Origin of the sequence: Bartonella rochalimae ATCC BAA-1498 (genome assembly GCF_000706645.1) — a bacterium.
GTDB classification, from domain to species: Bacteria; Pseudomonadota; Alphaproteobacteria; order Rhizobiales; family Rhizobiaceae; genus Bartonella; species Bartonella rochalimae.
The window spans coordinates 887981-910032 of the sequence record NZ_KL407337.1; the positions used below are offsets into that span (position 1 = coordinate 887981).

Sequence of the window (22052 nt, forward strand, 5' to 3'; positions counted from 1 at the left end):
ATGTCAATTCTTATTAATAAGGATACAAAAGTTCTTGTTCAAGGGCTTACGGGGAAAACGGGGACATTTCATACAGAACAAGCACTTGCTTACCATGGTACGCAAATGGTTGGCGGTATTAATCCCAAAAAAGGCGGAGAAACATGGAAGGGATCAAAGGGTGAAACTCTTCCTATTTTTGCCAGTGTTGTGGAAGGTAAAGAAAAGACTGGAGCTGATGCTTCTGTTATTTATGTTCCTCCTGCGGGGGCTGCTGATGCTATTATAGAAGCTATTGAAGCTGAAATCGGTTTAATTGTCTGTATTACAGAAGGTATACCGGTTATGGATATGGTCAAGGTTAAGGCTAAATTAGAGCAATCAAAGTCGCGTTTAACTGGTCCTAATTGTCCGGGTATTCTCACTCCTGATGAATGTAAAATTGGTATTATGCCAGGTTCTATTTTCAGAAAAGGTTCTGTTGGAGTTGTGTCAAGATCGGGAACTCTAACGTATGAAGCGGTTTTTCAAACGAGTCATGAAGGACTTGGGCAGACAACAGCTATTGGTATTGGGGGAGATCCCGTTAAGGGGACTGAATTTATTGATGTGTTGGAAATGTTTTTAGCTGATAATGAAACCGAATCTATTGTTATGATTGGTGAAATTGGTGGTTCTGCTGAAGAAGAAGCAGCACAGTTTCTAAAGGATGAAGCAAAAAAAGGTCGTAAAAAACCAATGGTTGGTTTTATTGCTGGTCGTACAGCTCCTCCGGGACGGACAATGGGACATGCTGGTGCAGTGATTTCTGGTGGTAAAGGTGGGGCAGAAGATAAAATTGCGGCAATGGAAGCAGCTGGAATTCGAGTTTCTCCTTCACCATCACAAATAGGCAAGACTTTAGTTGAAGTGTTGAAGGGTTAAAAGAAGAATTTATCTGAGTGGATGTCATCCATTCAGATAAAATATGGATATAAAAATAAAAACTTTTTTACAATTTTCCGATTCTTATTTTAAAAAGAAAAGCGGGTACATTAAGGAGACGGAACGAGTGTTCCGGAAAAGTATATGGCAAGGCAGGATGAGAAGAATGATCTTTTTACACAAACATCATTTTTATATGGTGGAAATGCCGATTATATAGATCAACTTTATGCCGAATATAAAAAGAATCCTACCAATGTTGATCGACAATGGTGTGATTTTTTTGAAACTTTTCAAGAGAGTAAAGAAGATGTGCTCAAGAATGCTGAAGGAGCGACATGGCAACGGGATCATTGGCCATTAAAAGAAAGTGGAGAGCTAGTTTCTGCTTTAGATAGTGATTGGTCTGCACTTGAGAAGCATTTTGGAGATAAATTAAAAGAGAAAGCAGCTGTTAATCCTGTACAAAATGGAAAAATGTCTCGCGAAGAATATATTATTCAAGCAACACGTGATTCTGTTCACGCGCTTATGATGATTCGTGCTTTCCGAGCTCGGGGGCATCTTCATGCACAACTTGATCCACTTAAACTGGCTGGAAATCGGGAAGACTATAAAGAGTTATCACCAGAAGCTTATGGTTTTAGTCCTGCTGATTACGAACGTCCGATTTTTATTGATAATGTTTTGGGATTAGAGTACGCAACCATCCCGCAGATGCTTGAAATTCTTAATCGTACGTATTGTTCGACGATTGGTGTAGAATATATGCATATTTCAGATCCTGCTCAAAAAGCTTGGATTCAGGAACGTATTGAGGGGCCAGATAAACAAATTGCCTTCACACAAAAGGGTAAAAAAGCTATTCTTAATAAGCTTATAGAAGCTGAAGGTTTTGAGCAGTTTTTGGATGTAAAATATAAGGGCACAAAACGTTTTGGTCTTGATGGGAGTGAAGCGCTTATTCCAGCTCTTGAGCAGATTATTAAGCGCAGTGGTGCTTTGGGGGTACAAGAAATAGTTTTTGGGATGGCTCACCGGGGTCGTTTAAATGTTCTTTCTCAAGTTCTTGAAAAACCGCATCGAGCTATTTTTCATGAGTTTAAAGGTGGTTCTTATAAACCTGATGATGTTGAGGGATCAGGTGATGTAAAATATCATTTGGGGACTTCTGCTGATCGTGAATTTGATGGTAAAAAAGTTCATTTATCACTTTTGCCTAATCCATCTCATCTTGAGATTGTTGATCCAGTTGTGATTGGAAAGGCACGTGCTAAGCAAGATCAACTTATTGGTTATAATCGCACGGAGGTTGTACCGTTAAGTGAACGCTCAAAAGTTTTGCCGCTTCTTATTCACGGTGATGCAGCTTTTTCAGGGCAAGGTGTTATTCAGGAAACGTTTGGTCTTTCAGATTTGAGGGGTTACCGTGTTGCTGGTTCGATTCATGTGATTATCAATAATCAAATTGGATTCACAACTAATCCACGCTTTTCACGTTCGTCACCTTATCCATCAGATGTTGCGAAAATGATCGATGCACCAATTTTTCATGTAAATGGAGACGATCCAGAAGCTGTTGTTTTTGTAGCAAAAGTAGCAACGGAATTCCGTCAAATCTTCCATAAACCGGTGGTCATCGATATGTTTTGTTATCGCCGTTACGGACACAATGAAGGTGATGAACCTTCCTTTACACAGCCCCTTATGTATAAAGCGATTCGTAATCATAAAACGACAGTTCAACTTTATAGTAATCAACTAATAGCTGAAGGAGTCATTGATCCTCAAGAAGTTGAACAAAAGAAACAAATGTGGCGCGATAAGCTTGAAAGTGAATTTGAAGCGAGTGCTTCTTATAAACCTGATAAGGCTGATTGGCTTGATGGAAGTTGGACAGGTATTAAAGCTGCTAGTAGTAGTGATGAACAGCGCTATGGAATGACAGGTGTTGAATTAAAAACCTTAAAGGAGATTGGACGAAAACTTGTCGAAGTTCCATCAGATTTTCATATACATAAAACGATTCAGCGTTTTTTAAATAATCGTGTCCAAATGTTTGAATCTGGTGAGGGTATTGATTGGGCAACAGCTGAAGCTTTAGCTTTTGGTTCTTTGTGTTTAGAAGGATCACCGGTTCGCCTTTCTGGTGAAGATGTTGAACGTGGAACTTTTTCGCAACGTCATGCAGTTCTTTATGATCAAGAAAATGAAGCCCGTTATATTCCTTTAAATAATTTACAACAGGGACAAGCTATTTATGAGGTTGTAAATTCTATGCTTTCTGAAGAAGCTGTTCTTGGTTTTGAATATGGATATTCACTTGCTGAGCCACGTGGTTTAACACTTTGGGAAGCACAATTTGGTGACTTTTCTAATGGTGCTCAGGTTATTTTCGATCAGTTTATTTCATCCGCTGAGCGTAAATGGCTTCGTATGTCTGGTCTTGTGTGTTTATTACCTCATGGTTTTGAAGGACAAGGGCCAGAGCATTCTTCAGCCCGTTTAGAGCGTTTTCTGCAATTGTGTGCAGAGGATAATATGCAGGTTGCAAATTGTACAACTCCTGCAAATTATTTTCATATTTTGCGTCGCCAAATTAGACGTGATTTTCGTAAACCATTGATTTTGATGACACCAAAATCACTTCTGCGTCATAAACGAGCGGTTTCTTTTTTAAGTGAAATGGGGCCTGGAACAAATTTTCATCGCTTGTTACTTGATGATGCAGAATGCCTTAAAAGTTCTGTGATTAAATTACAAAAAGACAGCAAGATTCGCCGTGTTGTTCTTTGTACAGGTAAAGTTTATTATGACCTTTATGAAGAACGTGAAAAGAGGGGAATTGATAATGTTTATTTGTTACGTGTTGAACAGCTTTATCCTTTCCCGGCAAAGGCTCTGGTGGACGTATTGTCGCGCTTTCTAAAGGCAGAAATTGTTTGGTGTCAAGAAGAACCCAAAAATATGGGAGCTTGGTCATTTATTGAGCCTTATTTAGAATGGGTTCTGACTCATATTCGTGCACGTTATTCGCGTGCACGTTATGCTGGGCGTTCTGCAAGTGCATCGCCTGCGACTGGCTTAATGTCGAAACATCTTGAACAGCTTGCCGCGTTTCTTGAAGACGCGTTAGGTTCTTAATTTATTACTACTCTGACGTATGGAAAAATATTATGGCTACTGAAATCCGTGTTCCTACTTTGGGCGAATCAGTTACTGAGGCAACAATTGGCAAATGGTTTAAAAAAATTGGTGAAGCCGTAGCTATGGATGAGCCTTTGGTCGAGTTAGAAACTGATAAGGTAACTGTTGAAGTTCCTTCTCCTGTTGCTGGAAAGTTATCTGAAATCATTGCAAAAGAAGGTGATACAGTTGAAGTGAATGCTCTTTTAGGAATGGTTGAAGCAGGAGCTGATGGTGTTTCTGTATCATCCGCACCACCTGCATCACCTTCTGTGATATCTACACCGACATCTTCTCCTATGGCAGCGTCTGTATCGACTTCCTCTTTAGGAGGAACGATGCCTCCTGCTCCTTCAGCAGCAAAATTAATGGCTGAAAATAACATAGAGAAAAGTGATCTTTCAGGTTCTGGAAAGCGTGGACAGATTCTCAAGGGAGATGTTCTTAATGTTTTAGCGCAGGGGACAAAAACATCAGCTTCTGTTTCTTCTGCTATATTTGTGGATACAGTGCACGAAGAGCGTGTTCGTATGACAAAGTTGCGTCAGACAATTGCACGCCGTCTTAAAGATGCGCAAAATACAGCAGCAATGTTAACCACATTTAATGAAGTTGATATGTCTACTGTTATGGATTTGCGTAAACGTTACAAAGATCTTTTTGAAAAAAAGCATGGTGTTAAGCTTGGCTTTATGGGCTTTTTTACCAAAGCTGTTTGTCATGCATTAAAAGAACTTCCTGCTGTTAATGCGGAAATTGATGGAACAGATATTGTTTATAAAAACTATGTTAATGCTGGGATTGCTGTTGGAACGGATAAAGGACTTGTGGTTCCGGTTGTTCGCAATGCAGATCAAATGTCAATTGCAGAAATTGAAAAAGAAATTGGTCGTTTAGGGCGCCTTGCTCGCGATGGAAAATTGGCGGTCGCGGATATGTTGGGTGGAACATTCACTATTACTAATGGCGGCGTTTATGGGTCATTAATGTCAACACCGATTTTGAATGCACCACAATCTGGTATTTTGGGAATGCATGCAATTAAAGAACGTGCAATGGTGGTCGGAGGACAAATTGTCATTCGTCCAATGATGTACTTAGCGCTTTCTTATGATCACCGTATTGTAGATGGGCAAGAAGCTGTTACTTTCCTTGTGCGTGTTAAAGAAAGTTTGGAAGATCCGGAACGTCTTGTTCTTGATTTATAAAAACACAGTTTTTGAGGATGAAAGGGGAGACAGATGTCTTATGATGTTGTTGTAATTGGAGCTGGTCCAGGTGGTTATGTGGCATCAATAAAAGCTACTCAATTGGGTCTCAAAACTGCGATTATCGAAAAACGTGCAACATTAGGTGGTACGTGTCTTAATATTGGCTGTATACCTTCTAAAGCATTGTTACATGCTTCGGAATTATTTGCTGAAGCGCAACATGGTTTTGAAACGCTAGGTATTTCTATTTCTCAGGCTAAGCTTGATCTTGATAAGATGATGGCGCATAAAAAGGCTGTTGTAACAGCTAATACAAGTGGCATTTCTTTTTTGATGAAAAAAAATAAAATTGATACTTTTCATGGCACTGCAAAAATTTTAAGTGCAGGTCAGATTGAAGTTCTTACCAAAGATGGCAATCAACACAAGATTGAAACAAAGAATATTATTATTGCTACAGGTTCAGATGTATCAGGTATTCCAGGTGTGAATGTGGAAATCGATGAAAAAGTGATTGTGTCTTCGACAGGAGCACTTGCACTTGAAAAAGTTCCTGCACGCATGGTAGTTATTGGTGCGGGTGTTATTGGCTCAGAGCTTGGTTCCGTGTGGAGTCGTTTGGGTGCTAAAGTTACTATTGTAGAGTTTCTTGATAAAGTTTTAGGATCGATGGACGGTGAAGTTTCACGACAATTTCAGAAGTTAATGGAAAAACAAGGGATTGAATATAAGCTTGGTGCGAAGGTAACAGCTGTGACTCAATCTAATTCAGTTGCTAAGGTAAATTTTGAAGCTGTTCGAGGTGGTGCTGAAGAGACTTTAGAAGCTGATGTTGTTTTGATTGCTACAGGACGCTCTCCTTATACAGAGGGGCTGGGTTTGGCTGAAGCAGGTGTTCAGATGGATGAACGCGGTTTTATTAAGATAGATGCACAGTGGCAAACTAATGTTCCAGGAATTTATGCGATTGGTGATGTTGTTAAAGGTCCAATGTTGGCCCATAAAGCTGAAGAAGAAGGTGTTGCCGTGGCTGAAATTTTAGCTGGTCAAAAAGGCCATGTTAATTTTGATGTTATTCCCAGTGTTGTTTACACACAACCAGAAATCGCTAGTGTAGGTAAAACAGAAGAAGAGCTTAAAGCAGCAGGTATTAGTTATAACATTGGAAAATTTCCTTTTATGGCAAATGGGCGTGCACGTGCAATGCAAAAGAATGATGGATTTGTTAAAATTCTTGCTGATAAAAAGACAGATCAAGTTTTGGGTGGGCATATTCTTGGATTTGGTGCAGGTGAAATGATCCATGAAATTGCAGTTCTGATGGAATTTGGTGGTTCATCAGAGGATTTAGGGCGTTGTTGTCATGCACATCCTACTTTATCGGAAGCTGTGCGAGAAGCAGCTTTAGCGACATTTTCTAAACCTCTTCATACCTAAAGTTACTTTCTAACAAGATTCCATAGTTCTTTTTGAAAGCAGAATGGGAGAGTTTTTTCCCTTAATATCTTTATGTTTTGATAAAACCGCTTTTTTAAAGGCGGTTTTATTGTATTTTCATTCCGTAAATAAATTAAAATTGTAATTTCTTATCGTCTTGTTGTTCTCTTACATAAGTTGGCAGTCCCATATGATCAAGATATTTTAGAAAAGGATGTGGCGGTAGTTCTTCTATATTCACCATAGTTTTAACATCCCATTCACCGGTAGCGATAAGCATAGCTGTTGCTGCTGCAGGAACTCCAGCTGTATAAGAAATTCCTTGTGCACCAGTTTCATTAAAAGCTTGTTTGTGATCAGCTATATTATAGATGAATACTTCTCTTGGATTTCCATTTTTTGTGCCTTTAACAAGGTCTCCAATACAAGTTTTTCCTGTATAATTTGGTGCTAAAGAGGCAGGATCAGGTAAAACAGCTTTCACAACTTTTAAAGGAACAACCTCTTGACCTTCTGCTGTTTTGATAGGTTGTTCGGATAAGAGTCCAAGATTTTTAAGAACGGTAAAGACAGTAATATAACGTTCGCTGAAACCCATCCAAAAACGAATATTGGGAACATCAAGATTTTTAGATAATGAATGGATTTCGTCGTGTCCTGTCATATAAGCCGTTTGTTTTCCAACAACGGGTAAATCCCATTCATGACGGATTTCAAACATTTGATTAGAAGTCCATTTTTTATTTTGCCATGACCATACTTGTCCTGTAAATTCCCGAAAGTTAATTTCTGGGTCAAAATTTGTAGCAAACCAACGTCCATGGTTTCCGGCATTGATATCAATAATATCAATATCGGTAATTGTATCGAAATAGCTATCGCGTGCTAATGCTGCATAAGCATTTACAACACCAGGATCAAAACCTGCGCCTAAAATAGCAGTGATACCTGCTTTTTCGCATTCTTGACGTCTGGGCCATTCATAATTGCCATACCAAGGGGGTGTTTCACAAATTTTTAAAGGATCTTCATGAATCGCTGTATCGATATAAGCGCATTTTGTTTCAATACAAGCTGAAAGAACAGACATATTAAGAAAAGAGGAGCCAACATTGATAACGATTTCGCATTTTGTCTTTTGAATAAGTTTGATAGTTTCTTCAACATCCATTGCGTTGAGTGTATGACTTTTGATAATGTCTTCTACTTTTGTGGCTTTTTTTTCTTGAATGGAAGCAATGATTGCGTCACATTTTTTTTGTGTTCGTGAAGCGATATGAATTTCACCGAGAAGATCATTGTTTTGGGCACATTTATGAGCAACAACTTGTGCAACACCGCCAGCACCAATAATAAGAACGTTTTTTTTCATTGTGGGTTCATCTCCTTTTAATACTGCCGCATGATGATTTTTATTTGTTGTGTTTGTTATGAAAGGCTATTTTTATAATCATTATAGCTAAATTGACGTTGAAGTGTTAAGGTCCCATTACATTCTTTAATGACAATAGCCGGCATTGCAACGCCATTAAACCAATTTTTTTTAACCATTGTGTATCCTGCAGCGTCTTGAAAGGATAATTTGTCACCTATCTTCAGGGGTTCAGGAAATTGAAATGTTCCAAAAATATCTCCAGCAAGACAAGATTTGCCGCAAACCATAATCTCATAAGGACCATGATTTGGTTCTAATTTGGCATTTTCACGGTAGATTAAAAGATCAAGCATATGCGCTTCAATTGAACTGTCAACAATGGCAAGATTTTTTTTATTATATAATGTGTCAAGAACGCTAACTTCTAAGGTAGTACTTTTGGTAATGGCGGCTTCTCCTGGTTCCAGAAAAACAGTTACACCATAGGTTTGAGAAAAATGTTTTAAGCGTTTTGCTAAATCTTCTAAAGGATAATTTTCAGCGGTAAAGTGAATTCCTCCACCGAGACTGATCCAATCAATTGCAACAAAGAGTTCTTTAAATTTTTCTTCAATGTGGTTAAGCATTTGATTAAAAAGATTAAAATCACTATTTTCGCAATTGTTATGGATCATTAAACCGTTAATGAGAGGTAAGACTTCTTTAATAGCATCCTGATTCGTTTCTCCTAAACGGCTAAAAGGACGGGAGGGATTTGCAAGATCAAAATTTGATGCACTGATGCCTGGGTTTAATCTTAAGCCTCGTTGAATTGTTTTTGTTGTGTTAGCAAAGCGTTTCAATTGTTGAATTGAGTTAAAAATGATTTTATCTGCATAACCACAGGCTTCGTCAATTTCATCATCGGCCCATGCAACTGAATAAGCATGGGTTTCTTTTCCAAATTTTTCTTTTCCTAAGCGGAGTTCATAAAGGGATGATGATGTGGTGCCATCCATATACTGGGACATAACATCAAAGAGACTCCATGTCGCAAAACATTTTAAAGCAAGTAAAACTTTTACTCTTGATATTGCTCGTAAGTGAGCAATAGTCTTCATATTTTTTATGAGTTTAGATTTATCGATAAGATAATAAGGAGTCCCAATCATTGGCTATTCGTTCTCGTTTGAAGGATCTTATTGTTCATATTAGCGTTTAGTACATATAGCAACAGAATGTCTCAAGGAAAAAATAGCAGTGAGAAAATCTATTTTCATTTGGTGGCAGTAAGAAGACTTTCTGTAATTTGGTTTTTATTCAATTGTTTTGAGATGTATGTTATGTTCATTATTAAAAACTTATATTCCATTTTGTCTATTGTAACGATTGCCAGTATTTTTATTATAACAACCAATATTTCTAATATGGTGCATAAGAGTGGTGTTAAGGCAAAAGCAGTTGATCAGCTTTCTGTTCGAAATGATTCAGCTTTTTTGAAAGTTACTGGGCGTAAGGAACTGAATGGTTTTAAAGGTTATCGTCATTATCGGCATGGTTATCGTAAATATAATGACGGTTGGTGGTATCCTGAAAAAGCATTTGTTGCGTATACATCTTCAGATGTGAAAAATATGCCTCGAAAGATTATACCAGCCCAAAACGACAAATCGACGACTTCTTTTGTTCTAGAGGAAAAGAAGCTATGGAATATGAAGCAACATATTGCGTATTGTAAAGCTCATTATCGTTCTTATACTCAAAGTGATAATAGTTATCAACCTTTCCATGGACCTCGTAAGCAATGTTTTTCCAGTTTTTTCAAAGGGTAAAGGATATAAGAGGTAAAAAACTTTGAAATATTTTATGTAGATTTTGTGTATGAAGTGATCATTTTGTGAGAATTCTTTACATTTTTAAGTTTTATTTAAATCTATTGTTATAAGTGTGAAAGGAAGAATGATTTTACATTTTTTATTTTGCCAATGATAGAATATTAAAAATAAAATGGAGTTCAGCTAATGACAACACGGGAAGCAATGTTAATATTGCTTGTTTTGCTTCCTTTTAGTGGTAGTTTTATCATTGGTTTTTTTCGTTCAACTGCTAGAAATAATGAAGCTTGGTTTGCTGGAGCTATTGCACTTTTTAGCCTTCTTTTGACAATTATGCTGTATCCAGCGGTTTGTAGAAACGGTGTCGTACGTTTAGATCTTTCTTGGCTTCCAGAATGGGGGGTTAATCTAACCCTCCGCATAGATGGTTTATCATGGCTTTTTTGCCTTTTAATTACAGGGATAGGGTTTCTTGTTGTTGTTTATGCACGTTATTATATGAATCCAGCAGATCCAGTTCCACGATTTTTTTCCTTTTTTCTAGCCTTTATGGGGTCAATGACGGGAATAATTTTATCAGGAAATCTCGTATTTTTGGTGATTTTTTGGGAACTTACTAGTATTTTTTCTTTTTTATTGATTGGTTATTGGCACCATAATACCAGTGCGCGTGATGGTGCGCGTATAGCTTTAACAGTTACTGGTTTAGGCGGTTTTGCACTGCTGATCGGAGTTTTATTGATTGGCCATATTGTTGGTAGTTTTGATCTGGATAAGGTCCTAGAATCTGGAAATCTCATTCGGTCCAGTTCTCTTTATATTCCGATTCTTATTTGTATTTTATTAGGAGCATTAACAAAAAGTGCACAGTTTCCATTTCATTTTTGGTTACCCAACGCAATGGCTGCTCCAACACCTGCATCGTCTTATTTACATTCGGCAACAATGGTAAAAGCAGGTTTATTTTTGCTTGTTCGACTGTGGCCTGTTTTATCTGGAACAGACGTTTGGTTTTGGCTTATTGGTATTTCAGGATTAATAACATTACTTCTTGGTGCTTATTTTTCAATGTTTCAGCAAGATTTGAAAGGTCTGCTTGCTTACTCGACGCTTAGCCATCTTGGTTTGATTACTACGCTTTTGAGTCTTGACAGTTCCCTTGCCTGTGTTGCCGCGATCTTTCATATGGCTAATCATGCTACTTTTAAAGCGTCATTATTTATGGCAGCTGGTATCATTGATCATGAGACAGGTACGCGTGATATGCGTAAATTGACAGGCCTTTTTCGTTATATGCCTATTACAGGAACTCTTGCCTTAGTTGCGAGTGCTGCAATGGCTGGTGTGCCTTTGCTTAATGGTTTTTTATCAAAAGAAATGTTTTTTGCTGAAACAGTTGAAATCCATATGGAATCTTGGTTGAATCGGATTACACCTTATATAGCAACATTAGCCAGTTTGTTCAGCGTAACCTATTCTATACGCTTTATTTACAGTGTTTTTTTCGGACCTGAACCTGTTCATTTACTCAAAAAACCACATGAGCCACCACGTTTTATGCGTTTTCCAATAGAATTATTGGTTTTTATCTGTTTGGCAGTGGGTATTTTTCCTAATTTAACAATCGGATCTATTTTAGATAATGCCATAGTAGCTGTTTTAGGACCGACAACATTTTCTTATAATTTAGCTGTTTGGCATGGTTTTAATACTCCCTTAATTATGAGTTTTGTTGCTTTATCAGGGGGTGCATTGCTTTATATTTTAGGGCATCATTATTTTTTATCATGTAATGAGGGAGTGCCTCTTTTTCGTTCTTTAAAAAGATTACGTATTTTTGAGCGTATTTTTATGATTATTTTTTGGAAATGGCCATGTGTAGCAGAATCTTTTTTATCAACACGTCGTTTACAATTTCAGTTATGTTGGGTCCTTTTCGTGTGTTTTGCATTTGTTGGTCTTTTACTGTGGTGTGATGGGTTAATTTCAGCAGGTCCATTGCCACTTTTTCCTCTTGATTTTTCTTTTATTGTTATTTGGTTGATTGGCGGATTTTGTGCATTTTTAGTTGCTTGGCAGGCCAAGTTTCATCGTTTTGTATCATTAATGCTGTTGGGAGGCGCTGGTTTAATGACTTGTGCGACCTTTTTGTGGCTTTCTGCTCCTGATTTAGCGGTAACACAATTGGTTGTTGAAGTGGTGACGACAGTATTGTTACTTCTTGGTTTACGTTGGTTACCTAAGCGTTTGCATTCTTCTTCCTCTGTATCTGTTGGATCTTTAGTGTATTTACGTCGTGTTCGTGATTTTATCATAGCATTTGTCAGTGGTGCAGGTGTAGCGTGGCTATCATTTGCGGTAATGACGCGTCCACAAAGAATGACAATTTCTGACTTTTTTCTTACACGGGCTTATTTTGATACTGGTGGGCGCAATGTTGTGAATGTTTTGTTAGTTGATTTCCGTGGTTTTGATACAATGGGAGAAATAGTGGTTTTAGGTGTTGTTGCACTGACTGTTTTTGCTCTTTTACGGCGTTTTCGTCCTGCACCTGAAAGCATAGCTCCTTTTCAACATCATATGCAGACGGTTTTTGATAAAGAACGGATTAATTATCAAGAGAGGGATACTTTATTAGATTATTTATTTATTCCTTCTGTTATTATGCATTGGCTTTTTCCTCTTATTATTACTTTTGCAATTTATCTATTTATACGTGGCCATAATCTTCCAGGAGGTGGATTTGCTGGAGGTATTACTTTGGCAATAGGATTTATTTTACAATATCTTGCTACTAATATTCGTTGGGTGGAAAGTCATTTAAGGGTTTTGCCTTTGCGTTGGATGGGTTTCGGTTTGTTATTATCGGTAGCAACAGGGGGGGTAGGTTCTTGGTTTTTTAAATATCCTTTTTTAACATCTTTTTTTCAATATATGAATCTTCCTTGGGTTGGAAAAATTCCTATTGCATCTGCTTTTTTATTTGATTTAGGGGTGTTTTCTCTCGTGATGGGCGCAACTATCCTTATTTTAATTGCAATTGCACATCAATCCATTCGCGTTTATCGAATTAGTAAAAAACCTAATTTGAAAAAAGGAGAAAGTTAGTGGAAGTTGTTCTTTCTTTAGGTATTGGTGTTCTCGTTGGATCCGGTATTTGGCTGCTTTTACGTCCACGAACTTTTCAGGTTATTCTTGGTTTGTCGTTAATTTCTTATGGCATAAATCTTTTTATTTTTTCAATGAGCAGGCCTCGTAGCAATGCAGCCCCTATTGTTGATCCATCTCGTGCGATCAATCCAGAAAACTATGCTGACCCTCTTCCGCAATCTTTGGTTTTGACAGCGATTGTAATTGGTTTTGCAACGACAGCTTTATTTCTGGTTATTCTCTTGGTGTCACGTGGCTTAACAGGTTCGGATCATGTTGATGGACATGAGGCAAAGTGATGGAAATTTGGTTACAGCATCTACTTATTTTGCCTATTCTTTTGCCATTAAGTACTGGAGCACTTCTTCTTTTCTATGATGAACGTAATTCACAGCTTAAGTCACTTATTAGTCTCTCTTCTGCGGGTTTATTGATTGTTATTTCTATTTTATTGTGTCTACGTACTCTTGAAATAGCGCCGGCTTCAGATGTTTATCAACTTGGTAATTGGCCCTCTCCTTTCGCTATCATTTTGGTTCTTGATCGCTTAAGTGCTTTGATGCTTTTACTTTCAAGTGTATTGACTGCTGCTACGTTTATTTTCTCACAAGCTTATTGGTATAAGGTAGGTCCCCATTTTCAGTCATTGATGCAATTTTTGATAGTAGGCATTAATGGTGCTTTTTTGACAGGTGACTTATTCAATTTATTTGTATTTTTTGAAGTTATGTTAACTGCTTCTTATGGGCTTGCTTTACATGGATCAGGTCAATCACGCGTTCGTGCTGGTATGCATTATATAGTGATTAATCTTTTTGCTTCATTTTTGTTTTTAACTGGTACGGCTCTAATTTATGGAATAGTGGGCACGCTTAATATGGCTGATTTGGCGGTTAAAATAAGATATATCGCTTCTACGGATATTGTTTTATTTGAAATAGGTGTAGCCCTTTTAAGTGTTGCTTTATTGCTTAAAGTTGGTCTGTGGCCACTTAATTTTTGGTTGGTACCAACTTATTGTGCAGCAGCGGCTCCCGTGAGTGCTTCTTTTGCGATTTTGAGCAAGGTGGGTATTTATGTTATTTTACGTTTAACATTGTTATGGTTTGGTCCTGAAAGTGGATATTTTACCCATTTTGGTTCTACGATTTTATTTTATGGTGGGCTTGCGACTTTAACTTTTGGTTTTATTGGAGTGTTGGCTAGTCAAGTTTTGGGTCGTTTAGCGGCTTATAGTGTTCTTGTATCTTCTGGAACAGTGTTAACAGCAATTGGGACTGGAAATATACTGTTAACAGCGGGTGCGCTTTTTTATATTGTTTCTTCAACTTTAGCCTTGGGAGCTTTTTTTCTTTTGGTAGAATTAGTTGAGCGTGATCAGGACGTCACCACTGATGTTTTAGATGTTACAACGGAAGTGTATAATGATGAAGAAGAGGAAGAAGAAGATGAAGTAGGTACTTATTTACCGGTAACTTTGGCAATTCTTGGTGCTTGTTTTGCTATTTGTGCTATTTTAATTATTGGATTACCTCCTTTATCTGGTTTTATTGCAAAATTTATGATGATTATGGCAATTTTAAATCCCAAAGAAGGGAATTCTGCCGCATATATGCCAGTTTTACAGGATTGGCTTTTTGTAATTTTTATTATTATTTCCGGTTTTGCAACTTTAATTTCAATGACAAGAGCCGGTATTCGAATTTTTTGGGTTTCTCTTGAAGGTAAAATTCCACGTGCGCAAGTAATCGAATTTACACCTATTGCTGCTCTTTTAGTTTTGTGTTTTGTTGCAACAATGATGGCTGGACCTGTTAGCCATTATATGTATGAAACTGCTAAAGTTTTACACTCTCCTAAAAATTATATCAGTAGTATTTTAACTGATTTTTCTCTAAAAAAGATGGAGAAAAATTGATGAATCGCTTCTTTGCATATCCTTTTTTTAGTTGTGCGATTGTTTTAATGTGGGTGATTTTAAACGGTTTTAATTTAGGCCAATTTCTTTTAGGTATTGTTATTGCTTTGTTCAGTAGTTTAATGATGCAGCTTATTGAGATGAAAACAGCCACCATTAAGAGTTGGAAAGCGGTTTTTCTATTATTATTCCGGGTATTTATAGATTCTATCTCTTCAAATATTTCAGTAGCTTGGTTTATTTTAACAAAAAGGCGTAAAAAACAAAAATCTGGTTTTGTTGTTATTTTTCTAGCGCTTGAAAGTCAAGTTGCCTTAGCTATTTTAGCATGTATCTTGGCAGTTACTCCAGGTACTGTTTGGGTTGCTTATAATAGCAAAAATAATCAACTTTTAATTCATGTCTTAAATTTAATAGATGGAAATGATTATGAACAGTTGATCAAGCAGCGATATGAACAATTGCTTTTGGAGATTTTTTCATGAGTATGGTTATTCTTTATTGGGGACTTTATCTTTCACAGTTTTTTTTAAGTTTGGCGATGATTCTAGCATTGTTTCGACTGGTTCGTGGTCCAAGAGCACAAGATCGCATTGTTGGTTTGGATGCTCTTTATATGACTGCTATCCTTTTATTTCTGACGTTTGATATTCGTTCAGGAACAACTATTTATTTTGAAGCTGTTCTCATTATTAGTCTTTTAGGTCCTATATCGAGTATTGCTTTGACAAAATTTTTAATGCGTGGAGAAATTATTGAATGAAAGATGATATTTCACTTTGGAGTGCTCTTATAATTAGCTTTTTTTTAATACTGGGATCTAGTCTTACTCTCATTGGAACAATAGGGCTTGTACGTTTTTCTAATTTTTATGAACGTTTGCATACATCTTCATTGAGTACAAGTTGGGGAGGAAGCAGTATTATTATTGCTTCCTTTTTTTATTCAATACATGTGGATCATGTATTTGTTATTCATGAGATATTGTTGATGATTTTTTTGTTTATGACAACACCAATAACCTCTATGTTGTTGTCACAAACAGCAGTTCATCGAGATCAATCAAAGGATTTTTTAAAAGAACCACTTTCTCTTTTATTTCATAATCATAAAAAGAAGAAATCGTGAAATTTAAACGAATGTAAACCTAATGGATAAAAACTTATTATTGCTTATCTTCTATTTTACAAAAAATAGGTTTCTTTTCTTCTGGATCATTAATAAGGTCAAAAAGTGTAACTTCGTTTTTAGATTCCCACCAAATATACTGGGCTCCTGCGTATTTTGATCCTGACGCAGCGATGACATTTGCACCGACAATGCGTTCACCTTTCCATTTAAAATCGATTAACGAAATATTATCAGCATTGAGATAAGTTGCTTCGACTTTTTCTTTATTTGTTCCAGTATCACATTGATAAACAACCTGTTTTATCATAGGTTCCGGGACATCTGGTACATTGATTACCAAAGATCCAGCGAAGGCAGTAATCGGATTGAAGGATAATAAACTTAAGTAGAGTTTTTTCATAACGTTTCCTTAATGATTCAAAGTAACAATCGTAACTTATATAGTGGTGTCTACGGTAGGATTCGAACCTACGACCCCAGGATTCATACCACTTCGATTTTCACCGCCAGCTTTATCAGCAAAACTGTTTGTGGTCTGGACTGTCTCTTCACCTTAAAACTTATGCTTTTTAGGTGCTGCCCGTTCAGTCTCTACACCTTTCTCTTTAATTTAAAAAGAGACTTGGCTCGGGATTGACATACAAATTCCTGTGAAGTTTTCCCCGAATTTGAGCAGATTCACTTTTAGAATTTCTTCTGAAAGTGCCCAATTTCTTAGGAATCCTGTGCTCTATCCTACTGAGCTACGCAGACCCAATCATATTTAATTTTATAGCGAAAACGTTGAGTTTAATCAATCATTATAAATATTTATGAGCCCGTTTTCATTAATTTTTATTTTAGAAAATTTAAAATGATATTCAATGCGATCAAGATGTTTTGCAATGAATGATTAACTGAGCTTACATGTTAGGGCGAGAGTGAGACTATTTTCTTAATCTTATACTGTTAAAGTCATTAACATTTCAAGTTTTGGAATATCCTGTAATTTTGTAGGTAAACCAACAGCTTTAAAATGTATTTGAATAGGTTGTGTTAGTGTGGGACTTATTAAATTCAGTTGAGTAGAAAATTGGTGAGCTAAATTATTTCAATCGCTACACTTTCACCATGGATTAAGCAGTTTGAATTGTAGGTAATTGTTCTTTCAAGCATGTGTCCAAATGTGTGGCCAAGATTAAGGAATGTGTGTGCTTCAGTTTCATATATTTTGTTGTGCAATTAGCATTGTGTGGATCGTGTAATATTTTATGCTTCTTAATGTTTGCTATGATTACTAATCGTTAAGTTTGCTTTTGCATAGCTAGAGTAGCATTATTCTATGAGTTTTGGTGATTTTTAAGTCTTTTTTAAAGCAATAGCCAGGATACTTTAAAACACGTTCAATGAGAATATTAAGATCTATTTTGTGCTATATTTAATTTGAGGTATGGTTTTCAGTATATAAGCTGCTTTGCTTGTTGCTAAAATGAGGGAGATTTTTTAAGGATATTTAAATGATATTTTGTTCAAAAGTGTGAAACTTTATTTTTCATAAGTTTAAAAGAATTCAGAAATTGTTGTTTGTGCTGCTTTTTCGATTTCTTGATCAGTATCATAAATAAAGTAAATTATACATAATAACGACATGTTTTTTAATCATTGATTTTTCTGCACTCATGAGACCGGCCAGTATGAGTGTTTAACAATTAAGATACAGTAACAGTTGATTTTTTATTTATGTTGTGGGGATATTTTAAAATAATTATTATTTATGATTTTATTTCGATATTTATCTATCTTAAAGTCAAGACCTGTTAATCTTTATCAGATACGATAGAAAATTAAGATTTTTTTGGAATAGTTTATTTTCATGCCAACATTAACTCGATTTTTAATAATATTTTTCATTTTAATTATTATTTTTTTTAGCATTATGGTTGCACTTGTGGTTTATGTTGAACCAGTGACCGTGGATATAAATGTTGATGTGCCTTTAGATTTATTAAAGGAATCTTCGAAAGAAAATACATGAAAAATGATGCTGTCATAGATCGTTTTCTTGAAATGATGAGTGCGGAGCGAGGGGCTTCTGTTTGTACACTTTTAGCTTATCAACATGATTTACAATGGGCACAAAATAAATTATCTTCGCACTCTATTTCGTTTTTTTCGGCGCAAAGAGAAGATTTAATCAATCTTTTATCTCTCATGCAGAAAGCTGGTTGCGCAGCAACTTCACAAGCGCGTCGGTTATCAACTTTACGTCAATTTTTTCAATTTCTTTATGCTGAAGGATTAAGAGAAGATGACCCTTCTAGTGATATTGATTCACCACGTCAAGGACGTCCTTTGCCGAAAATTATCAGTGAAGATGCAATGGCAAAATTATTAGATTTTGCGCAATTGGAGACAGAGCAAGCAGAGTCTGGAACCCAGAATTATTACCGTGCTTTGCGTTTTCAGGTGTTGCTTGAAATGCTTTATGCGACGGGATTACGTATCAGTGAGTTAGTTAGTCTTCCAGTTCAAGCTGTGCGAGGAAAAGAGCAATTTATTTTGGTTCGCGGGAAGGGTGAAAAAGAGCGAGTGGTACTTTTATCAGAGAAAGCACGTCAAATTCTGTTGCAGTGGTTGAGTGTGCGTGATCAGAGAAAAGATGCAACAAGCATTTACCTTTTTCCTGCTCGTTCATCTACTGGATATATTGCACGCCAATTTGTTGCTCGCGGATTAAAAGATCTCGCTAAAAGAGCAGGGATACAAAGTGAAAACTTTTCTCCTCATGTATTGCGCCATGCTTTTGCAAGCCACCTGTTGCAAAATGGTGCTGATTTGCGTGCGGTTCAACATTTGTTAGGTCACCGTGATATTTCTACAACTCAAATTTATACACATGTATTGGAAGCTAGGTTGCATCGTTTGGTTAATGAGCATCATCCGCTTGTTGATTAGTGTAAGGTCAGGTAAAGAAAAGATGATCTTTTGAAAAATACTTTATAAAATAAATTATAAGTGTATAAATTATACAAAACAAGTTGGATGCAATGTATAATTATCTTGATTTTGAAAAACCAGTTGCTGATCTTGATCTGCAAATTCTTGAATTAAAAAAAATCGCTCAGGAAAAGGATAGCCTTAATATGAGTGATGAGATTGCACGTCTTGAAACGCGTTCTCAAACAGCTTTGAGAGATCTCTATAAAAAATTATCGCCATGGCAAAAAACACAAGTAGCTCGTCATCCTGATAGACCTCATTTTATGGATTATTCAGCGCAATTGTTGACTGATGTTACACCTTTGGCAGGTGATCGTAAATTCGCTGAAGATGCAGCTATTCAAGCTGGTTTTGCACGCTTTAGAGGTGAAGCAATTGCTTATATAGGTCAAGAAAAAGGGCATGATACCCAAACCCGCTTGCACCATAATTTTGGTTCTGCACGTCCAGAAGGATATCGCAAAGCTGTTCGTATTATGGAATTGGCTGATCGTTTTCAATTACCATTACTGACTTTTGTTGATACGGCGGGCGCTTATCCTGGTGTGAGTGCTGAAGAACGTGGGCAGGCAGAGGCAATTGCACAATCAACAGCTGCAACTTTACGCTTAAAGGTCCCTGTTGTTTCCGTTATTATTGGAGAAGGAGGTTCTGGGGGAGCGATAGCAATTGCGGCAGCTAATAAAGTTTATATGTTGGAGCACTCGATTTATTCGGTTATTTCACCAGAAGGTGCAGCTTCTATTTTATGGCGCGATTCAACTCGTGCAAAGGATGCTGCGACGAATATGCGCATTACTGCTCAAGATCTTTATAAGTTACAGATTATTGATGGTATTATTCCTGAGCCTTTGGGAGGAGCACATAGAGGAAAAGAAATTGTAATTGAAGCAACAGGTAATATTATTTCAGACGCTTTAAAGTCTATGGCTGGTAAAGATGGTGAAATTATTAAACAAGAGCGTTGGGAAAAATATCTTCAGATTGGTCGTTCTTTGAATTAATATATTTACTGTCAAGGACCTTTTTTAAATGAAATTAAAGAGATTGTTTTCAGCAGTGCTTTTTATTCTAACTGGAATGTTAATGGCATGTCAGGAGAGGTTACCTACTTCTTTCAAAGCTAAAATTGAACAATCATTGCCTCGGGAAATCCTCAATAAAATGGCTATGAACGATATTGATCAGTATGCACCAATTATGATGCGATTTTTTAAGAAAGATAATATTGCTGAAATTTGGAAACAAAATCGTTCAGGAGTATTTGTTCTTGTTGTAAGTTATGACATTTGCAAATGGTCAGGTCAGCTTGGGCCTAAATATCGAGAAGGCGATTTTCAAGCTCCAGAAGGTTTTTATACCGTTCAGGAAAACCAAATGAACCCTTATTCGAAATATTATCTTTCTTTTAATATAGGTTTTCCTAATCTTTATGATCAGATTCATGGCCGTACAGGGAGCTATCTTATGGTTCATGGAGCTTGTTCTTCTGTAGGCTGCTATTCAATGAATGACAGGAATATGGCACAAATCTATGCCTTTGCACGGGATGCTTTTAAAGGCGGGCAAAAAGAGTTTCAGTTACATGCTTTTCCTTTTCGTATGACTGATGCTAATATGCAACGTCATTATACAAGCCCTCATTATGAATTTTGGATGATGCTCAAAGAAGGCTATGATTTTTTTGAAACAAATCGTAAACCTCCCAAAATTACTGTTTATGATAAACGTTATGTTTTTGAACATTTTATTGATGAGGATTCAGTTGCTATGGCTTTCTAAGGATGAGCTATATTAAGAATATACAATTTTTCAGTTATAAGAATAATATAACGTGAATTGTATGTGAGCAGTTGATTTGTTACTGTGCAAAGGAGATTAAAATTTTACTCCTGGAATGAGTAAAGGATTATCTAAAATAGCAGTTTTGTCTGGAGTATCTAGTGCTGGTTTATTTAAACAAGCATCAAAGAGTTTTTGTATTGCCTTTTTTTCAACACTATGAGTAATGATGACAAAGCGAGTTTTTGTAATGCCTTTTGGCCACTTTGGAAGCCTTATTGGTGGATGAAAAAATGTTTGTACACCATGAAGAATAAGTGGACTATGTGGATATCGTGCAATGCGATAATGGCTTTTATACGGAGTAATTTTTCACCATAAAGATCTTTTAAGAGGTTGAGAAAAACTTTTAACGTAGCAAAGTGAATCGGTTCATTACAATCTAATGAAAAAGCGCGAAAATTTTGATAATGAGAATGATCATGTGGAACAGTGGGAAGCCGTTTTTTTAGCTCTATGTTACCTTCTTTTTTATTCCGAATTATTTTATTTATTAATTCATGTGAGTTGCATTGATCAGAATGGGAAATGATGATTTGTGCCGTGGGATTAAGAGCTTTGAGTTTGTTGGTGAGAAAATCTAGGGGAATTATATGATCAATAAGATCAGTTTTTGTAAGGATAATTTTGTCAGCAAAAGCGAGTTGTTTTTGTATTTCAGGATGAGATTCAAGAATAGGAGGAGAGTTTAATACATCAAATGTTGTAATAACAGCATCAATCTCTAATGCTTGAGTTAAAATAGGATGGTTTAAAAGAACTTGTAAAATAGAAGCAGGATCAGCTAAACCTGTTGTTTCAATTATAATGCGATTGAATTTTTTGAGATATTTTTTTTGAGTATGATCAATTAAATCAACTAATGTATCGACTAAATCACTGCGCAAATTACAGCATAAACAGCCGTTTGTTAATTCAATAATTCCTTCTGTTGCTTTTTCAACAAAAAGATGGTCAATGTTTATTTCACCGAATTCGTTAACGATAACAGCACTGTTAGCTAAGAGAGGATCTTCGAAGCAAATAATTAAGCAAAGTTGTTTTACCAGAACCTAAAAAACCGGTGATGAGAGTGACAGGAATACGTGTTGTTTGCATTTGAAATA

The 22052-nt window shown here is 36.4% G+C and carries 17 protein-coding genes and 2 pseudogenes; 14 read left to right on the forward strand and 5 right to left on the reverse strand.

Annotated elements, in window-relative coordinates:
- From sucD to lpdA, 4 genes are all read left to right on the forward strand, one after another.
- Window positions 1–903 carry a succinate--CoA ligase subunit alpha gene (sucD, locus tag O99_RS03785; RefSeq protein ID WP_035006433.1) on the forward strand — a complete coding sequence of 301 codons (903 nt, stop codon included), beginning with the start codon at window positions 1–3 and terminating at the stop codon, window positions 901–903.
- Between the two features lie 144 nt (window positions 904–1047).
- Window positions 1048–4047, forward strand: coding sequence for a 2-oxoglutarate dehydrogenase E1 component (locus tag O99_RS03790; protein WP_035006434.1), 3000 nt, complete (start codon window positions 1048–1050; stop codon window positions 4045–4047).
- Window positions 4048–4079: 32 nt separating this feature from the next.
- Window positions 4080–5297, forward strand: a complete 1218-nt coding sequence (gene odhB, locus O99_RS03795; protein WP_035006435.1) for a 2-oxoglutarate dehydrogenase complex dihydrolipoyllysine-residue succinyltransferase — start codon at window positions 4080–4082, stop codon at window positions 5295–5297.
- A 33-nt stretch (window positions 5298–5330) separates the two neighbouring features.
- Window positions 5331–6737: a dihydrolipoyl dehydrogenase gene (gene lpdA, locus O99_RS03800; RefSeq protein ID WP_035006436.1), complete on the forward strand. Its 1407-nt coding sequence runs from the start codon at window positions 5331–5333 to the stop codon at window positions 6735–6737.
- 133 nt (window positions 6738–6870) lie between these two features.
- Here the strand turns inward: lpdA and O99_RS03805 are convergent, their stop codons facing one another.
- Together O99_RS03805 and O99_RS03810 are read right to left on the reverse strand one after the other, a co-directional pair.
- Window positions 6871–8109 carry a saccharopine dehydrogenase family protein gene (locus tag O99_RS03805; RefSeq protein WP_035006437.1) on the reverse strand — a complete coding sequence of 413 codons (1239 nt, stop codon included), beginning with the start codon at window positions 8107–8109 and terminating at the stop codon, window positions 6871–6873.
- A 56-nt stretch (window positions 8110–8165) separates the two neighbouring features.
- Window positions 8166–9263 (reverse strand): carboxynorspermidine decarboxylase, encoded by a 1098-nt coding sequence (locus tag O99_RS03810; RefSeq protein WP_035006438.1) that lies wholly within the window; start codon window positions 9261–9263, stop codon window positions 8166–8168.
- 171 nt (window positions 9264–9434) lie between these two features.
- On the opposite strand from O99_RS03810, the gene O99_RS03815 reads away from it, so the two are divergent.
- The 7 genes from O99_RS03815 to mnhG all read left to right on the forward strand — a co-directional run bounded on the left by O99_RS03815 (window position 9435) and on the right by mnhG (window position 16122).
- Window positions 9435–9923, forward strand: coding sequence for a BA14K family protein (locus O99_RS03815; RefSeq protein ID WP_035006755.1), 489 nt, complete (start codon window positions 9435–9437; stop codon window positions 9921–9923).
- A gap of 189 nt (window positions 9924–10112) precedes the next feature.
- A complete protein-coding gene (locus O99_RS03820; protein WP_035006439.1) occupies window positions 10113–13034 on the forward strand; it encodes a monovalent cation/H+ antiporter subunit A in 2922 nt (973 codons plus the stop codon).
- Window positions 13034–13375 (forward strand): Na+/H+ antiporter subunit C, encoded by a 342-nt coding sequence (locus O99_RS03825; protein ID WP_035006440.1) that lies wholly within the window; start codon window positions 13034–13036, stop codon window positions 13373–13375. The genes O99_RS03820 and O99_RS03825 overlap by 1 nt, the downstream gene beginning before the upstream one ends.
- Window positions 13375–14994 carry a monovalent cation/H+ antiporter subunit D gene (locus tag O99_RS03830; RefSeq protein ID WP_035006441.1) on the forward strand — a complete coding sequence of 540 codons (1620 nt, stop codon included), beginning with the start codon at window positions 13375–13377 and terminating at the stop codon, window positions 14992–14994. Before O99_RS03825 ends, O99_RS03830 begins: the two co-directional genes overlap by 1 nt.
- Window positions 14994–15479 (forward strand): Na+/H+ antiporter subunit E, encoded by a 486-nt coding sequence (locus O99_RS03835; RefSeq protein ID WP_035006442.1) that lies wholly within the window; start codon window positions 14994–14996, stop codon window positions 15477–15479. The genes O99_RS03830 and O99_RS03835 overlap by 1 nt, the downstream gene beginning before the upstream one ends.
- Window positions 15476–15757: a K+/H+ antiporter subunit F gene (locus O99_RS03840; RefSeq protein WP_035006443.1), complete on the forward strand. Its 282-nt coding sequence runs from the start codon at window positions 15476–15478 to the stop codon at window positions 15755–15757. The genes O99_RS03835 and O99_RS03840 overlap by 4 nt, the downstream gene beginning before the upstream one ends.
- Complete coding sequence (gene mnhG, locus O99_RS03845) at window positions 15754–16122, forward strand: monovalent cation/H(+) antiporter subunit G (protein WP_035006444.1); 369 nt, start codon at window positions 15754–15756, stop codon at window positions 16120–16122. The genes O99_RS03840 and mnhG overlap by 4 nt, the downstream gene beginning before the upstream one ends.
- 37 nt (window positions 16123–16159) lie before the next feature.
- On the opposite strand, the gene O99_RS03850 is transcribed toward mnhG, so the two are convergent.
- Together O99_RS03850 and O99_RS06765 are read right to left on the reverse strand one after the other, a co-directional pair.
- Window positions 16160–16525 (reverse strand): MliC family protein, encoded by a 366-nt coding sequence (locus tag O99_RS03850; RefSeq protein WP_035006445.1) that lies wholly within the window; start codon window positions 16523–16525, stop codon window positions 16160–16162.
- Window positions 16526–17077: 552 nt separating this feature from the next.
- Window positions 17078–17331 (reverse strand): annotated as a pseudogene (locus O99_RS06765) (3-dehydroquinate synthase family protein); the annotation flags it as partial.
- Window positions 17332–18135: 804 nt separating this feature from the next.
- On the opposite strand from O99_RS06765, the gene O99_RS03855 reads away from it, so the two are divergent.
- The 3 genes from O99_RS03855 (at window position 18136) to O99_RS03865 (ending at window position 20886) form a co-directional block, all read left to right on the forward strand.
- On the forward strand, window positions 18136–19059 hold the full coding sequence (locus O99_RS03855; RefSeq protein ID WP_035006446.1) for a site-specific tyrosine recombinase XerD: 924 nt from the start codon (window positions 18136–18138) through the stop codon (window positions 19057–19059).
- A 92-nt stretch (window positions 19060–19151) separates the two neighbouring features.
- Window positions 19152–20108 (forward strand): acetyl-CoA carboxylase carboxyltransferase subunit alpha, encoded by a 957-nt coding sequence (locus O99_RS03860; RefSeq protein ID WP_035006447.1) that lies wholly within the window; start codon window positions 19152–19154, stop codon window positions 20106–20108.
- Window positions 20109–20136: 28 nt separating this feature from the next.
- Window positions 20137–20886 carry a L,D-transpeptidase family protein gene (locus O99_RS03865; protein WP_051668853.1) on the forward strand — a complete coding sequence of 250 codons (750 nt, stop codon included), beginning with the start codon at window positions 20137–20139 and terminating at the stop codon, window positions 20884–20886.
- Window positions 20887–20982: 96 nt separating this feature from the next.
- Here O99_RS03865 and O99_RS03870 read toward each other — a convergent pair.
- Window positions 20983–22044, reverse strand: a pseudogene (locus tag O99_RS03870) (CobW family GTP-binding protein).
- Window positions 22045–22052 lie beyond the last annotated feature (8 nt).

What these genes read in the sequence shown, in the direction of transcription:
- odhB (WP_035006435.1), top strand. Translation starts at nt 4,080, where the DNA reads ATGGCTACTGAAATCCGTGTTCCTACTTTGGGCGAATCAGTTACTGAG.
- mnhG (WP_035006444.1), top strand. Translation starts at nt 15,754, where the DNA reads ATGAAAGATGATATTTCACTTTGGAGTGCTCTTATAATTAGCTTTTTT.
- O99_RS03865 (WP_051668853.1), top strand. Translation starts at nt 20,137, where the DNA reads ATGAAATTAAAGAGATTGTTTTCAGCAGTGCTTTTTATTCTAACTGGA.
- O99_RS03835 (WP_035006442.1), top strand. Translation starts at nt 14,994, where the DNA reads ATGAATCGCTTCTTTGCATATCCTTTTTTTAGTTGTGCGATTGTTTTA.
- O99_RS03860 (WP_035006447.1), top strand. Translation starts at nt 19,152, where the DNA reads ATGTATAATTATCTTGATTTTGAAAAACCAGTTGCTGATCTTGATCTG.
- O99_RS03790 (WP_035006434.1), top strand. Translation starts at nt 1,048, where the DNA reads ATGGCAAGGCAGGATGAGAAGAATGATCTTTTTACACAAACATCATTT.
- sucD (WP_035006433.1), top strand. Translation starts at nt 1, where the DNA reads ATGTCAATTCTTATTAATAAGGATACAAAAGTTCTTGTTCAAGGGCTT.
- O99_RS03830 (WP_035006441.1), top strand. Translation starts at nt 13,375, where the DNA reads ATGGAAATTTGGTTACAGCATCTACTTATTTTGCCTATTCTTTTGCCA.
- O99_RS03840 (WP_035006443.1), top strand. Translation starts at nt 15,476, where the DNA reads ATGAGTATGGTTATTCTTTATTGGGGACTTTATCTTTCACAGTTTTTT.
- O99_RS03855 (WP_035006446.1), top strand. Translation starts at nt 18,136, where the DNA reads ATGAAAAATGATGCTGTCATAGATCGTTTTCTTGAAATGATGAGTGCG.
- O99_RS03820 (WP_035006439.1), top strand. Translation starts at nt 10,113, where the DNA reads ATGACAACACGGGAAGCAATGTTAATATTGCTTGTTTTGCTTCCTTTT.
- O99_RS03810 (WP_035006438.1), bottom strand. Translation starts at nt 9,263, where the DNA reads ATGATTGGGACTCCTTATTATCTTATCGATAAATCTAAACTCATAAAA.
- O99_RS03850 (WP_035006445.1), bottom strand. Translation starts at nt 16,525, where the DNA reads ATGAAAAAACTCTACTTAAGTTTATTATCCTTCAATCCGATTACTGCC.
- lpdA (WP_035006436.1), top strand. Translation starts at nt 5,331, where the DNA reads ATGTCTTATGATGTTGTTGTAATTGGAGCTGGTCCAGGTGGTTATGTG.
- O99_RS03805 (WP_035006437.1), bottom strand. Translation starts at nt 8,109, where the DNA reads ATGAAAAAAAACGTTCTTATTATTGGTGCTGGCGGTGTTGCACAAGTT.
- O99_RS03815 (WP_035006755.1), top strand. Translation starts at nt 9,435, where the DNA reads ATGTTCATTATTAAAAACTTATATTCCATTTTGTCTATTGTAACGATT.